This window comes from Pseudomonas corrugata (assembly GCF_001269905.1).
In the GTDB taxonomy this organism is placed as follows: domain Bacteria; phylum Pseudomonadota; class Gammaproteobacteria; order Pseudomonadales; family Pseudomonadaceae; genus Aquipseudomonas; species Aquipseudomonas corrugata.
This window is the reverse complement of the sequence record NZ_LHVK01000025.1, coordinates 24,323-37,092: the sequence shown is the minus strand read 5'-3', so window position 1 is coordinate 37,092 and position 12,770 is coordinate 24,323. Positions and strand designations below refer to the sequence as shown.

At 63.4% G+C, this 12,770-nt stretch carries 14 protein-coding genes; 7 read left to right on the top strand and 7 right to left on the bottom strand.

What is annotated here, in order from left to right; translation table 11 throughout:
• Positions 1-66 precede the first annotated feature (66 nt).
• Both AD665_RS24135 and AD665_RS24130 read left to right on the top strand, forming a co-directional pair.
• Positions 67-1,377: a contractile injection system protein, VgrG/Pvc8 family gene (locus AD665_RS24135; RefSeq protein ID WP_053194189.1), complete on the top strand. Its 1,311-nt coding sequence runs from the start codon at positions 67-69 to the stop codon at positions 1,375-1,377.
• A complete protein-coding gene (locus AD665_RS24130) occupies positions 1,374-2,171 on the top strand; it encodes a DUF4123 domain-containing protein (RefSeq protein ID WP_024781392.1) in 798 nt (265 codons plus the stop codon). The genes AD665_RS24135 and AD665_RS24130 overlap by 4 nt, the downstream gene beginning before the upstream one ends.
• A 4-nt stretch (positions 2,172-2,175) precedes the next feature.
• Here AD665_RS24130 and AD665_RS24125 read toward each other — a convergent pair whose 3' ends face one another.
• The 4 genes from AD665_RS24125 to AD665_RS24110 form a co-directional block, all read right to left on the bottom strand.
• Complete coding sequence (locus AD665_RS24125; protein ID WP_024781391.1) at positions 2,176-3,525, bottom strand: MATE family efflux transporter; 1,350 nt, start codon at positions 3,523-3,525, stop codon at positions 2,176-2,178.
• Between the two features lie 116 nt (positions 3,526-3,641).
• A complete protein-coding gene (locus tag AD665_RS24120; RefSeq protein ID WP_024780703.1) occupies positions 3,642-3,989 on the bottom strand; it encodes a DUF6124 family protein in 348 nt (115 codons plus the stop codon).
• Positions 3,990-4,434: 445 nt separating this feature from the next.
• On the bottom strand, positions 4,435-4,782 hold the full coding sequence (locus tag AD665_RS27695) for a DUF6124 family protein (RefSeq protein ID WP_053194187.1): 348 nt from the start codon (positions 4,780-4,782) through the stop codon (positions 4,435-4,437).
• Between the two features lie 443 nt (positions 4,783-5,225).
• Positions 5,226-5,519, bottom strand: a complete 294-nt coding sequence (locus tag AD665_RS24110; protein WP_024780721.1) for a hypothetical protein — start codon at positions 5,517-5,519, stop codon at positions 5,226-5,228.
• 163 nt (positions 5,520-5,682) lie between these two features.
• Here AD665_RS24110 and AD665_RS24105 point away from each other — a divergent pair, with 163 nt between their 5' ends.
• The 4 genes from AD665_RS24105 to AD665_RS24090 are packed head-to-tail and all read left to right on the top strand — an operon-like array spanning position 5,683 to position 7,931.
• Positions 5,683-5,988 (top strand): MazG-like family protein, encoded by a 306-nt coding sequence (locus AD665_RS24105; protein ID WP_053194185.1) that lies wholly within the window; start codon positions 5,683-5,685, stop codon positions 5,986-5,988.
• Positions 5,985-6,734 (top strand): methyltransferase domain-containing protein, encoded by a 750-nt coding sequence (locus AD665_RS24100; protein WP_053194183.1) that lies wholly within the window; start codon positions 5,985-5,987, stop codon positions 6,732-6,734. Before AD665_RS24105 ends, AD665_RS24100 begins: the two co-directional genes overlap by 4 nt.
• Before the next feature lie 12 nt (positions 6,735-6,746).
• Complete coding sequence (locus tag AD665_RS24095) at positions 6,747-7,355, top strand: DUF4136 domain-containing protein (protein WP_024780718.1); 609 nt, start codon at positions 6,747-6,749, stop codon at positions 7,353-7,355.
• A 21-nt stretch (positions 7,356-7,376) separates the two neighbouring features.
• Positions 7,377-7,931: a DUF4136 domain-containing protein gene (locus AD665_RS24090; RefSeq protein ID WP_024780717.1), complete on the top strand. Its 555-nt coding sequence runs from the start codon at positions 7,377-7,379 to the stop codon at positions 7,929-7,931.
• A gap of 146 nt (positions 7,932-8,077) precedes the next feature.
• On the opposite strand, the gene AD665_RS24085 is transcribed toward AD665_RS24090, so the two are convergent.
• Both AD665_RS24085 and AD665_RS24080 read right to left on the bottom strand, forming a co-directional pair.
• Entirely contained in the window at positions 8,078-8,932 is an 855-nt protein-coding gene (locus AD665_RS24085) for a MaoC/PaaZ C-terminal domain-containing protein (protein ID WP_053194181.1), read from the bottom strand.
• A gap of 2 nt (positions 8,933-8,934) precedes the next feature.
• Entirely contained in the window at positions 8,935-10,287 is a 1,353-nt protein-coding gene (locus tag AD665_RS24080; RefSeq protein ID WP_053194179.1) for a 3-oxoacyl-ACP reductase, read from the bottom strand.
• Between the two features lie 146 nt (positions 10,288-10,433).
• Here AD665_RS24080 and AD665_RS24075 point away from each other — a divergent pair, with 146 nt between their 5' ends.
• Complete coding sequence (locus tag AD665_RS24075) at positions 10,434-11,711, top strand: acetyl-CoA C-acetyltransferase (protein ID WP_024780714.1); 1,278 nt, start codon at positions 10,434-10,436, stop codon at positions 11,709-11,711.
• Here AD665_RS24075 and AD665_RS24070 read toward each other — a convergent pair.
• Entirely contained in the window at positions 11,698-12,726 is a 1,029-nt protein-coding gene (locus AD665_RS24070; protein WP_024780713.1) for a bile acid:sodium symporter family protein, read from the bottom strand. The two genes, AD665_RS24075 and AD665_RS24070, sit on opposite strands and share 14 nt — an antisense overlap.
• Positions 12,727-12,770: the final 44 nt, after the last annotated feature.

Here is a 12,770-nt window from a genome sequence, read left to right as displayed (position 1 = left end):
GGGCTCTCTACTCCGCCATGGCTCTCAGCGAGAATCCCCGGCCGCCCCTCCTGTAGAGATACGCCGATGTCCGATCCAGCCAACGAGCCATCATTTCGTCTGGAGATAGCCGGTCTGCCCGAACCCTTTGTCGTTGCGGCCTTCATGGGTAGCGAAGCCATCAGCGAGCCTTTCTCCCATGAGGTGGAGTTGTTGCCCGGCAGCACGCCGCCGGACCTGGCGGGCCTGTTATATCGCAGTGTCTGGTTGAGTTTCGGGGAGTCGGGCGAGGGCATCCACGGGCAGCTCCACGAACTGGTTCAGCACCGTCCCGACGCCGGTTGCCGCCTGCGTATCGGGCCGAAGCTGGCCTGCCTGGCGCAGCGCTTCAGCCAGCGGGTACTGAGTGACTGCACGGTGCCGCAGATCATCCGCCAGGTGCTCAAGGCCCACGGTATCGCCGGTCGCCAGTTGTGCCTGGATTTGAAGGGGGATTATCCACCGCAGGATTTTTGCACCCAGTACCGCGAGTCGGATCTGCAATTTCTCCAGCGGGTGTGCGCCCAGGCGGGCATCCACTTCCATTTCGAACACGCTCGGGACGGGCACTGCCTGGTGTTCTCCGACAATGCGGGCGGTTTCGCTCCAGTCGCCGAGGCGGCCTACGGCACGGCCTCGGGGATTCAGGCTTTCAACGTGCAAACCAACGCTTCAGGGGAGCAGGTCGCCCAAGGCCGCAGTGACCTGATGGGGCTGTACAGCGGGCAGGTACTGTTGCTCACGGCGCATCCTTTCAGCGACTGGAACCGGCGCTGGCTGCTGACGAGAGTGGCGCACCGCGCTGAGGCCTGGGGGTACGAAAACCATTTCCAGGCCGTGCCTTGGGGGCTGCCGTTCGTGGCGACCGGGCTCCCTGCCAAGCCGCGCATGGTGGGCCGGCAGCGTGGCTGGGTCGTGGAAGTGGACGAGCCGGCATTGCAGATGGCCGGGCGGGTGGCGGTGCAGTTCGACTGGGTTTATCAGGGCGAGGGGGCCAGCCCCAGTCATTGTTGGCTGCCGTTGGCGCCCGAGCTGGCCGCCTGTGCGATGAGTACCTTCCGGGCGGGCACCGAGGTGTTGGTGAGCTTCTGCGAGGGCGACCCGGATCGCCCCATGATCAGTGCGCTCCTTGATGTGCCGGCAATTGCGGACGTAGCCGACGGGGCCCCCTCGGACTCGACAACCCACGGAGCACCCTGGCCGTCCGGAGCCGATCCGGCGTTGTTAGCCGCGATCCAGGCGGCCGAGCCGCTGGTGTTGCTCTGCCTGTTGCCCGGAGGCGGCAGCTTCAGTGCCTGTGACCAACCGATATGCACCTGTCGGCTGGTGACGCGGCGCGACACGGGTGCCGCGCCATGAGCGCTGCAAGCCTGACCGGGACAACGCCTCAATGGCTGCTGCTCGACATACCTGGCGTCCCCGGGGCGGTGCAGCGTCTGCAAGAGCAGTTCGCGCAAGCGCGGTGCTTTGCCTTGTTCGAGGACACCGAATGGCATGGGCTCAAGGAGCACGGTCCGCTGTTGGTGGACTTGCAGCAATCGCCGGCGCTGGCCAGCCTGTGCCATGTCGACGCCGGTGCCTGGCCAGGGCTGTTGTTGGTGAGCGAATCGTCGGCTACGCAATTGCTGGCGCATCTTCGACGCATGCTGACGGTGACCTTGGGGCCTCACTACAAGGCGTTGCTGAGCTATTACAACCCCCACACCGCCAGCTATTTCTTCGACGGCTGCGACCCAGCAGAGCTCAGTTGCTGGCTGGGGCCCATCCGCCTGCTGCGCTGGTTCGGCGGTACCTGGGCCGACCGGGCAATCGGCAGCCAGGGCTGGCAGCAACTGTCCAACCCGGGACTGCCCGTGTCGCCACTGGAGAACGAGCACAGCCTCAGCGACCGACAACAGCGCAAATTGCAGCAATGCCTGCTGGAGCGTCACGCCTGGCATTGGTCTCGTGCCACCGGGCGTGAGTATCGCGCGCTCTGGGATTGCCTGGAGCAAGGCTTGACGCTGGGGTTTACCGAACGGGAGGTGCTCGACGGCTGGCTGTGGCTGCGCCTGCAGTACCCCGACGCCCGGCCAACACCAGCGCTGACTGGCGGCTCCCAGCGCGAGCGGCTCGAGCATCTGCGACGGTTGTGGCAAGGCGATGAGGGGTGAAGTGCTATTCGGCGTGGGCCACGAGCCAACGATCCTGGCGGTGCAAGCGCCAGGCGAAACCACCGAGGGTCAGGCTGCGCAACGCCATGAACAACAGGAAGGTGAGCCACAAGCCATGGTTGCCCAGCGCTTGCAGCGCCCAGGCAAATGGCAGCACCAGCAACAGGGTCAATAACATGCCATTGCGCATTTCCCGGGCGCGGGTGGCGCCGATGAACAAGCCATCGAGCACATAGCTCCAGACCGCGATCAGCGGCAGGCTGGCGAGGTAAGGCAGGTAGCGGTATGCGGTGTCTCGCACGTCGGGGATGTCAGTCTGCATATCGATGAACAGGTGTCCGGCAAGCAGGAACAGCAGCGCAAAGCCGATGCTCGCAATCAGTGACCAACCGCTGGCCACCACCAGTGAGCGGCGTAGCGCCAGGCGATCGCGGGCGCCAATGGCGTGGCCGCATAGCGCTTCGACGGCATGGGCGAGGCCGTCCAGGGCATGGGCCGTCAACAACAGCCCGTTGAGCAACAGCGCGTTGGCCGCAACGGTCGCATCCCCCAGGCGCGCGCCTTGTACGGTGATCAGGAAAAACACCGATTGCAGGGCCAGGCTGCGAATGAAAATGTCCCGGTTCACCGCCAGCAGGGGTCGCCAGTTCTGCCACAACCCGAGGGGCGCCCAGACAATCTGTCCGGGCCAGGCCCGCAGTGTTTTGTGCGCCAGGGCCAGGCCGACCAGCGCCCCGGTCCATTCGGCGATCACCGAGGCCCGGGCCGAGCCGGCCACGCCCCAGTCCAGGCCGAGCACGAACCACAGGTTGAGGGCGATGTTCACCAGATTGGTGGTCAGCAGGATCGCCAGCGGTGCCCGGGCATTCTGGGCACCGAGAAACCAACCTACGAGCGCATAACTGGCCAGCGCCGCCGGAAGGCCGAAGAGCCGTGTGTAGAAGAAGTCCCGGGTCAACTGATTGAGTTCGGCGGACGGCTGCATGAAGTGCAACGCCACGTTACTCAACGGCACTCCGATGATTCCGAGCGCCACAGCCAACCCCATCGCCAGCAGCAAGCCTTGCAACAACACTTGCCGCAACGTTGCGCCATCGCCACGCCCGGCCGCCTGGGCTGCGAACCCGGTGGTGCCCATGCGCAGGAAACCCACGGCCCAGGCCAGCACCGTATACAAACTCGCACCGACCGCCACTGCGCCCAACTGATGGGCATGGGGCAAATGGCCGATGACGGTGCTGTCCACCAACGCCACCAGCGGCACGGAAATATTCGAAAGAATCATCGGCGCGGCCAACGCCCAGACCCGACGATGGGTGAGACGGTCGCGCCAGTCGGCGAGCAGGTTGGACATGGGGGCTCCTTGATGGAGCGCCATTGTAGCGGGTTTGTGGCGAGAGAATTTATCCCCGCTGGGCGCCTACACGAGGGGGGATGAATCCCCTTGCCACAGGTGATGTGTTGTTTCGGCTAGCGTGGGTCGACGTTGTCCAGCGCTCGGTTGGCCAATAAGCCGCCCAGTTCGATCAACTGCTGGATCCCCAGGGCCACGTGGCGGCGCGAGCCGTCCAGGTCGAAGGCCAGGTCACCGGCCATGGCGTTGGCCGAGGCCAGGGTTTCGCTGAGGTTGGCGAGCAGGCATTCGGTGTCGATGCCGTTCGCAACGGTGAACAGTTGGTCTGGTTGGGCTTCAGGCGGTTCGGGCTTGAGGTAGAAGTCGAGGGCGCGTTTGGCGGCTTTGTCAAAGGCTGTCGAGTCGGCGGGATCGTTGGAGGATGCGGGATCGGTGGCCGGTGGGTTGGGGGTGACCTTGAACATGGTGAATCTCCTTGATGAGTGGAGCCGTCATCCTTCGCTGCTAAACGAGTTGGGTGGCGGCTGTACGCGGGTTAGCAGACCAGGCATCAAGGAACCCGGCGCACCGAAGTGCCCCACGCATAGCCGCCATAGTGCTGACAATCCGATGCGGATTGGCTGTTCTGATGGCGACACTGGCGTGCCTTGATGTTATCCGAGCTGCTAAACCCGATCGCTGATTTGTCAGCGACGGAGAAACAATAAAACCCGGCCCCAAGGCGCACAAGCCGGCGGATTCTGGCGTAGTTGTAGGCAGCGGCGCAAGGCGGTGTAGCCAGGACCTACACCTGAAGGAATGGAATAAACAGAAGGCTTTTGTGGTGAGGGGACTTATCCCCGCGGGGCTCTGTAGGAGCTGTCGAGCGGGGATGAATCCCCTCGCCACAAAGGTGAGTCGTTGCTTCGGTTAGCGTGGGTCGACGTTGTCCAGCGCCCGGTTGGCCAGTAAGCCGCCCAGTTCGATCAACTGCTGGATGCCCAGGGCCACGTGGCGGCGCGAGCCGTCCAGGTCGAAGGCCAGGTCACCGGCCATGGCGTTGGCCGAGGCCAGGGTTTCGCTGAGGTTGGCGAGCAGGCATTCGGTGTCGATGCCGTTCGCAACGGTGAACAGTTGGTCTGGTTGGGCTTCAGGCGGTTCGGGCTTGAGGTAGAAGTCGAGGGCGCGTTTGGCGGCTTTGTCGAAGGCTGTCGAGTCGGTGGGATCGTTGGAGGATGCGGGATCGGTGGCCGGTGGGTTGGGGGTGACCTTGAACATGGTGAATCTCCGTGATTGGTTGAGCCACCACGACCTATCGCTAAACAAGTAAAGGTGGCGGCTGTACGCGGGTTAGCGATCCGGGTCACAGAAACCCCGGGTAGACCAGAAGGTCTCCCACGCACAGCCACCATGACGAGATTGCAGGAATAGAGCGTCTGCAATCGAGACTGGGCATTGTTGCGTCTGTATACGAAGCCGGATCGCTAAACCCGATCGCTGATTTGTCAGCGACGGAGAAACAATAAAACCCGGCCCCAAGGCGCACAAGCCGGCGGATTCTGGCGTAGTTGTAGGCAGCGGCGCAAGGCGGTGTAGCCAGGACCTACACCTGAAGGAATGGAATAAACAGAGGGCTTTTGTGGCGAGGGGATTTATCCCCGCGGGGCTCTGTAGGAGCTGTCGAGCGAGGATAAATCCCCTCGCCACAGAGACGCGCGATTCTAGTGAATGATCCAACTCAACAACCACAGCCCCAGCACCAGCCAGATAATCCCCAGCACAATCGACGCGCGCATGAAGGCGCGGATCGCCGAGTACAGCAGCATCAGCCCGAGGATCAGCGCGATGATGCTGATGATCGAGGTGTCCATGCCCAGCGCCCGTGACAGGCCGTCGACAAAGTTGCCGCCGGCGTTGGCCAGGGTGTTGAACAGGCCGCTCAGCAGGTCGACGATGAAACGGATTATCGAGCCGAGTGCCTGGCCGAGCCATTCGAAAAAGCTTTCTACCTGCATGTTTGCATCCTGATGGAAGAGAATCGAGTCGAGCCTTGGGTTCCTGATTGTAGGAGCCATTGGCGCCGCGATCGTTCGATTATGGGGCAAACTGCCGCTTCGTATCGAGACGCTTGCCTTCCCCTGTCATCCCCCGGAAGCTATGGGCATCCAGGAGAGCCCGATGAACCTTGTTGAACTGACTGAACGCCTGCACGCCATTCGTGATCGCAACGATTGGCGGCCATTCCACAGCCCGAAGAACCTCGCGATGGCCGCCAGTGTGGAGATGGCCGAGCTGGTGGAGATTTTCCAGTGGCTGACCGAGGATCAGTCGCGCCAGTTGCCGGCTGACAAACTGGCCCATGCGGGGCAGGAGGTCGGTGACATCGTGTTGTACCTGTTGCTGCTGTGCAGCGAATTGGGCTTGGACATGGAGGCGGTGGTGCGCAGCAAATTGGCCGACAGCGAGCGGCGGTTCGGCCAATGAGCGACCGTCATTTCGATCAGCTCGCCACGCGCTTTGCCGAAAAAATCTATGGCGGGGCCAAGGGCGCGATCCGCCTGGCGGTGCTCCAGGCCGATCTGCTTGAAGTATTGCCGGAACGCCCGTTGCGTGTGCTCGACATCGGCGCCGGCCTGGGCCATATGTCGTTGTGGCTGGCCGAGCGCGGTCATCAGGTCACCCTGGCGGAACCGGCCGCGCCGATGCTCGAAGGCGCCCGCCAGCGGTTTGCCGACGCCGGCCAGGAGGCAACCTTCATCCAGGCGCCGTGGCAGGCACTGCCGGGCCAGCTCACCGAGCCGTACGACCTGGTGCTGTGTCATGCGGTGTTGGAGTGGCTGGCGGAGCCTCACACGATCCTGCCGGTGTTGCATCAGCTCACGGTGCCCGGCGGCTGGCTGTCGCTGGCGTTCTACAACCGTGACGCGCTGGTTTATCGCAACTTGCTCAAGGGGCATTTCCGCAAGCTGCGCAAAAACGACATGGCCGGTGAAAAACAGAGCCTGACGCCGCAACAACCTCTTGATCCGCGAGAGTTGGCGGCGCAACTTGAGGGTCTGTGGCAGGTCGAAAGCCAGAGTGGTGTGCGGGTTTTTCATGACTACATGCCGATGGAGTTCCAGGGCCGGGTCGAGCTGGCTCAATTGCTGGACATGGAGCTGGCCCACCGTCGCCATCCCGCGTTTGCCGGGCTGGGACGTTATCTGCACTGGATCTGCCGTCCCCTCTGATCGGAGAGCGAAATGCAAGGCCGTACCGGGTTACTGATGTTATGTCTGGGGCTGGCGGCCTGCCAGGGCACCAACCCCTATGTCGCCACCTCCAGGCCGCTGCCGCCGGCCCCGCCCGAGGCCGCCACGGTGTTCGACCGCAGTGCATATCCGGCGGCACCCCGTGACTATGGGCGTTATCGCAGTTGGGCCTGGCTCAATGGACGCCTGCCGGCAGGTACCGCGTGGGCGGACTCGGCCCAGGTGGCCGAGGCGGTGAGCAATGCCCTGGACCAGCGTGGCCTGCGCCCGCTGCATGACAACCGGCCGGCCGACCTGTTCGTCAGTGCCGACCTGCGGCTGGAGACCCGTCTGCGCCAGGTTCGAGAAGATTATGATTCGGGCTACTACGGTGGTTACAACCGCTATGGTCCTGGCTACGGCATGTACAACACCGTACCGGTCGTGCGCACGTACCAGGAGCAGGTCGTGGTGGTTCGCGTCGACCTGTTCGACGCCCGCAATGGTCAACCGGTGTGGAGTGCCAGTGCCGAAACCCCTCAGGGTGGCCGTCCGGGCGATAACACCGATGCCATTCGCGAGGCGGTGGAAAAAGCCATGTCGGCCTATCCGCCAAGTTGATTACGCAACAGGAGAAGCGTGATGTTCCGTCGTCTTGCTCTACTGGGCCTTGCCCTGCTGCTCGGCGCCTGTGCGACCAATCAGGTCAACCATGATTTCGATCCCAGCCGCGACTTTGCGGCCTATCGAAGCTGGAGCTGGAAAGAACCGGCGTTGCAGTACCGTCCCGATGATCCGCGGATCAAGAGTGACCTGACCGAACAGCGCATCCGCCAGGCCGTAGCCGATCAACTCGACCAGCGCGGCCTACGCCCTGCCGCCGGTGGGCACGGCGATGTCCTGGTCCAGGCCTACCTGATCGTCGAGGATCGCCAGCAACAGGTGACGACCAACTATGGTGGTGGTTGGGGAGGGCCCTGGAATGGCTACTGGGGCGGGCCGATGTACAACGAAACCCGCAACGTCAGCTACAAGGTCGCCACGGTGCAGATCGACTTGCTCGATGGCAAGGATGGCAAGCTGGTCTGGCGGGGCAGTGATGAACGATTGCTCAGCAGCTCGCCCAACCCGGCTGATCGCGACAGCGCGGTGCGCGAGACGGTCGGGCGTATCCTGTCCAACTACCCGCCGCGTTGACCACCGCTATCGCGAGCAGGCTCGCTCCCACAGGAGATTTGTGTTGAACGCCGATGTTTGTTCGCTGCAGATCCAATGTGGGAGCGAGCCTGCTCGCGATGACGGCGGTCCAGTCAACATGGATGCTGGCTGAGCCACCGCCTGGCTCAGGCAATCGGTCGCCAGCTTCCTATCATGTGCTCCAACTCCCCCGACCCCACCAACCGCAAATCCCCACTGGACCCCGCCGCGCTCGCCAGCAGCGTCACTTCGCTGGGCAGGCGTACCGGCTTCTTGAAGGTCACCTCGATTTCGAGGTTGGCTTCGGGCAGGTGGTCATCCAGTGCCGCCAGGGTCCGGGCTTTGTTCCACAGGCCATGGGCGATGGCTGTGGGGAAACCGAACATTCGCGCACTGATGGCGCTCAGGTGGATCGGGTTGTAGTCGCCGGACACTTTGGCGTATCGCCGGCCGATGTCAGCCGGGGCTGTCCAGCGCGCCACTTCGGTCAGCACCGGCGTCATCCGGGGTGGCGGCTCGACCCGCGCACCCTCGAGCTGAACACCCTTGCAGAGCATCTCGCTCTCGGCTTCCCACAACGGCCCCAACTGATCCTCAATGCGGGTCACAAGGTTGAACACCGCGCCCTTGGGGTGAGGCAGCAGATGCTCGACATTGACGCTGGCCCGTACCTGACTGACGCCACCCATGGGACGCAGCACGCGGATGTGGTTGCTCAGGTGGATCAACCCCAGCAGCGGGAACGGGAAGTCCCGGGCGGTGAGCAGTTGCATCTGCAGAGCGAACGCCAGCACATGGGGATAGGTCGGAGGCAACAGACCATTGTCGACAAAACCGCAGACCTTGCGATAAGCCGCCAGGCTCTGCTGATCCACCTGGAGCATCTGGCGCAGCCCGGTCTCCGGCAAGGTCTTGCCGGTGATCTTGCGACGTGTCGCGGCTTTCGCGTAGAGCCCCGACATACTCGGCGCGCTGCTGACCTCATGCCATTGGATCGTCATGCTCAGGCTCCCAGGAGGCTTTGTCCGCAGACCCGCAACGCTTGCCCGGTGACGGCGCCCGTACCCGGCTGCGCGAGCCAGGCCACCGCTTCGGCGACGTCCTGGGGCAAGCCACCCTGGCCCAGGGAGCTCATGCGTCGTCCGGCTTCGCGCAGGGCAAAGGGAATTTCAGCGGTCATGCGCGTTTCAATGAAGCCTGGCGCCACGGCGTTGATGCTGATGCCTCGCGTCTGCAACAGTGGCGCCCAGGCCTGGGCCAGGCCGATCAACCCGGCCTTGCTGGCGGCATAGTTGGTCTGGCCGCGATTGCCGGCGATGCCGCTGATGGAAGCCAGCAGAACGACCCGGCCATTGTCCCGCAGGGTGCCGCTGTCGAGCAGGGCCTTGGTCAGCACCTGCGGTGCGTTGAGGTTGACCGCCAACACCGCGTCCCAGAATTCCGGCGTCATGTTGGCGAGAGTCTTGTCCCGGGTGATGCCGGCGTTATGCACCACGATGTCGACGCCATCAGGCAGGTGTTCGATCAACTGACTCGCGGCGTCTTCGGCGCAGATGTCCAGGGTCACGGCGCGCCCGCCCAGGCGTGCGGCGAGGGCGTCGAGGTCTGCCTTGGCCTGGGGAACGTCCAGCAGGATCACGTCGGCACCGTCACGGGCCAGGGTTTCGGCGATGGAGGCGCCAATCCCGCGGGCCGCGCCGGTGACCAGTGCCTTGAGGCCGGTGAGCGGTCGCGTCCAGTCCTGGACCTGGGTCTGGCATGGATTGAGGCGAATGACTTGCCCGGAAACGAAGGCGCTCTTGGGCGACAGGAAGAACCGTAGTGCGCCCTCCAGCTGGGTTTCGGCGCCGTCACCGACGTACAACAGTTGCAACGTCCCGCCATGGCGCAGTTCCTTGGCCAGGGAGCGACTGAACCCCTCCAGTGCTCGCTGGGTACTGGCGGCGAAAGGATCCGTGAGACTTTCCGGAGCACGACCGAGGATGACGACATGGGCACTGCGGTCGAGATTCTTCATCAGCGGCTGGAAAAATTCCCGCAGCTGCTTGAGCTGATCGGCCTGGGCCAGATGGCTGGCGTCATACACAACGGCCTTGATCTTCGGGCCATGCCCGGGAATCCACTCAGCGGCCAGGGTCGGTTCGGCCCCGTAGACGAAAATCGCATCGGTGAGGCGCTTGGCAAACGTGCCGATCGGTTCGATCAGCGGACCGCCGCCCAGCACCAGCGCACCTTCGATGGGTCGTAGGCGCCCGGCTTGCCAGCGTTCCAGGCGTGCCGGCGATGGCAGGCCAAGGGCTCCGACCAGGCGCAGGCCAATGGGCGAATTGGCGAAGTCGATATAACGGTCAGACATGGAACGTACTCCGGCGGATGAGCTCCCAAGTGTGGACCACGATCGGCAATCAGTCGTTCGATTGGCGAGATAAAGCCTAAGCTTGTGCGCAGGTAGTATTTTTTTCGGGATCGCCAGCGCATTGCAATCTACTCGGGGAGTTTTTCATGACACAGCTACGCCGCGTCGCGATCATCGGTGGTAACCGCATTCCTTTCGCCCGTTCCAATGGGGCTTATGCCAGCGCCAGCAACCAGGCACTGCTGACGGCCGCCCTCGAGGGGCTGATCGAGCGCTATAACCTGCATGGTCTGCACATCGGCGAAGTGGCCGCTGGCGCGGTGCTCAAGCATTCCCGGGAGATGAACCTGAGCCGTGAATGCGTGCTCGGTTCGCGGCTGTCACCCACCACTCCCGCCTATGACGTGCAGCAGGCCTGCGGCACGGGGCTGGAGACCGTGCTGCTGGTGGCCAACAAGATTGCCCTGGGCCAGATCGACAGCGCGATTGCCGGCGGCGTGGACACCACCTCGGATGCGCCGATCGCCGTCAATGAAGGACTGCGGCGGATCCTGCTGAAAGCCAATCGCGCCAAGACGACCGCCGAGAAAATCAAGGTATTCCTGCAACTGCGCCCTCAGCACCTCGTCCCCGAACTGCCACGCATCAACGAGCCGCGCACCGGCCTGAACATGGGGCAGCACTGCGAGTTGATGGCCCAGACCTGGCAGATTCCCCGGGAGGAACAGGACCAACTGGCCCTGGAAAGCCACCAGAAAATGGCGGCGTCCTATGCCGAAGGCTGGCAGAACGATCTGATGACGCCGTTTCTCGGCCTGACTCGGGACAACAATCTGCGCCCGGACCTGACGCTGGAAAAGCTCGCCTCACTCAAACCGGCCTTCGAAAAAAGCGCCAAGGGCACGATGACCGCCGGTAACTCCACGCCACTGACTGACGGCGCTTCGTTGGTGCTGCTGGGCAGCGAGGAGTGGGCCAAGGCGCGGGGGCTGCCGATCCTGGCGTACCTGCGTGACGGCCAGACCGCGGCGGTGGATTTCGTCAACGGCGCCGAAGGATTGCTGATGGCGCCGGCCTATGCCGTGCCCCGGCTGCTGGCGCGCAACGGGCTGACGCTGCAGGACTTCGATTACTACGAAATCCACGAAGCATTCGCCGCCCAGGTGTTATGCACGCTCAAGGCCTGGGAAGATGCGGACTACTGCAAGACCCGCCTGGGCCTCGACGCGCCATTGGGTGCCATAGATCGCAGTCGATTGAACGTGAAGGGCAGTTCCCTGGCCGCCGGTCATCCGTTTGCCGCCACGGGTGGGCGCATTGTTGCCAACCTGGCCAAGTTGCTTGATGCGGCAGGGCGGGGCCGGGGGCTGATTTCCATCTGCGCGGCCGCCGGCCAGGGCGTGACGGCTATTATCGAGCGTTGAGCAGCGTTTCGTTCCGCCGGGTGGCCAACGCTCGCTGACGGCTGGCGTAACGCTCGGCCAGGATCGAGCAGACGATCAACTGCATCGGGTGGTAGATCATGATCGGCAGCAGGATCAGACCCAGGCCAGGGTTGGTGCCGAAAATCAGCGCCGCCATCGGCACCCCGGCGGCGAGGGATTTCTTGCTGGCACAAAACACCGCGGCGATTTCATCGGCGTTGTTGAACCGCAGGGTACGGGCGGTGCGGGTGGTCATCCACAGGATGATTGCCAGCAACACGGCGCTGCCGAGCACGGCACTGAGCAGCACGCCGTTGCCTTGCTGTTGCCAGATCCCGGACACCATGGAATTGCAGAACGCCGCGTAAACCAGCAACAGGATCACCAGCTTGTCGATGATGCTGGTGTAGCGTTTGTAGCGGCCGAAGAAGCCGGCCAGCCAGCGCCGCAGAAACTGTCCGAGCACCAGCGGCAGCAACAACATCATGCACAGATCAAGCAGGGTGGAACCCAGGTCGATCCCGCCATCGCCGCGGCCAACCACCAGACTGACCAGCAGCGGTGTCAGGAAAACCCCCAGCACGCTGGACAGGCTCGCGTTGAGAATCGCCGCCGGCACGTTACCCCCCGCGCTGCCGGTGAGGGCTACCGAGGAGGAAATGGTCGAGGGCAGGGCGCACAGGTAAAAGAATCCCAGCATCAGCAGTGACGGCACATGACTGCCCAGCAGCCTGTTGCTGGCGAGCCAGATCAAGGGAAACACGCCGAAGGTAAAAACCTGGACCATCAAGTGCAGCCGGGTGTTCTTCAGACCGTGCCGGATCTGCTCGCCGGACAGATTGACTCCGTGCAGGAAAAACACCACGAAGATCCCGATATTGACGACCCACTCGGCATGCATCGCGCCGCCGGTGGCGCCAAAGCCTGGGAAGAAATATGCCAGCAGTGTGGCGAGCAACATGCCGCACAGGAACCAGTCGGTCACCATGCGCTTGAGGTGTCTGAAAATATGCATAGGGCACCGCAGGTTGTCAGAAGAGATGACTTAGCCTAACGTCG

Excerpts from the sequence above, each read along its gene's own strand:
- AD665_RS24135 (WP_053194189.1), top strand. The coding sequence starts at position 67 with ATGTCCGATCCAGCCAACGAGCCATCATTTCGTCTGGAGATAGCCGGT.
- AD665_RS24130 (WP_024781392.1), top strand. The coding sequence starts at position 1,374 with ATGAGCGCTGCAAGCCTGACCGGGACAACGCCTCAATGGCTGCTGCTC.
- AD665_RS24125 (WP_024781391.1), bottom strand. The coding sequence starts at position 3,525 with ATGTCCAACCTGCTCGCCGACTGGCGCGACCGTCTCACCCATCGTCGG.
- AD665_RS24120 (WP_024780703.1), bottom strand. The coding sequence starts at position 3,989 with ATGTTCAAGGTCACCCCCAACCCACCGGCCACCGATCCCGCATCCTCC.
- AD665_RS27695 (WP_053194187.1), bottom strand. The coding sequence starts at position 4,782 with ATGTTCAAGGTCACCCCCAACCCACCGGCCACCGATCCCGCATCCTCC.
- AD665_RS24110 (WP_024780721.1), bottom strand. The coding sequence starts at position 5,519 with ATGCAGGTAGAAAGCTTTTTCGAATGGCTCGGCCAGGCACTCGGCTCG.
- AD665_RS24105 (WP_053194185.1), top strand. The coding sequence starts at position 5,683 with ATGAACCTTGTTGAACTGACTGAACGCCTGCACGCCATTCGTGATCGC.
- AD665_RS24100 (WP_053194183.1), top strand. The coding sequence starts at position 5,985 with ATGAGCGACCGTCATTTCGATCAGCTCGCCACGCGCTTTGCCGAAAAA.
- AD665_RS24095 (WP_024780718.1), top strand. The coding sequence starts at position 6,747 with ATGCAAGGCCGTACCGGGTTACTGATGTTATGTCTGGGGCTGGCGGCC.
- AD665_RS24090 (WP_024780717.1), top strand. The coding sequence starts at position 7,377 with ATGTTCCGTCGTCTTGCTCTACTGGGCCTTGCCCTGCTGCTCGGCGCC.
- AD665_RS24085 (WP_053194181.1), bottom strand. The coding sequence starts at position 8,932 with ATGACGATCCAATGGCATGAGGTCAGCAGCGCGCCGAGTATGTCGGGG.
- AD665_RS24080 (WP_053194179.1), bottom strand. The coding sequence starts at position 10,287 with ATGTCTGACCGTTATATCGACTTCGCCAATTCGCCCATTGGCCTGCGC.
- AD665_RS24075 (WP_024780714.1), top strand. The coding sequence starts at position 10,434 with ATGACACAGCTACGCCGCGTCGCGATCATCGGTGGTAACCGCATTCCT.
- AD665_RS24070 (WP_024780713.1), bottom strand. The coding sequence starts at position 12,726 with ATGCATATTTTCAGACACCTCAAGCGCATGGTGACCGACTGGTTCCTG.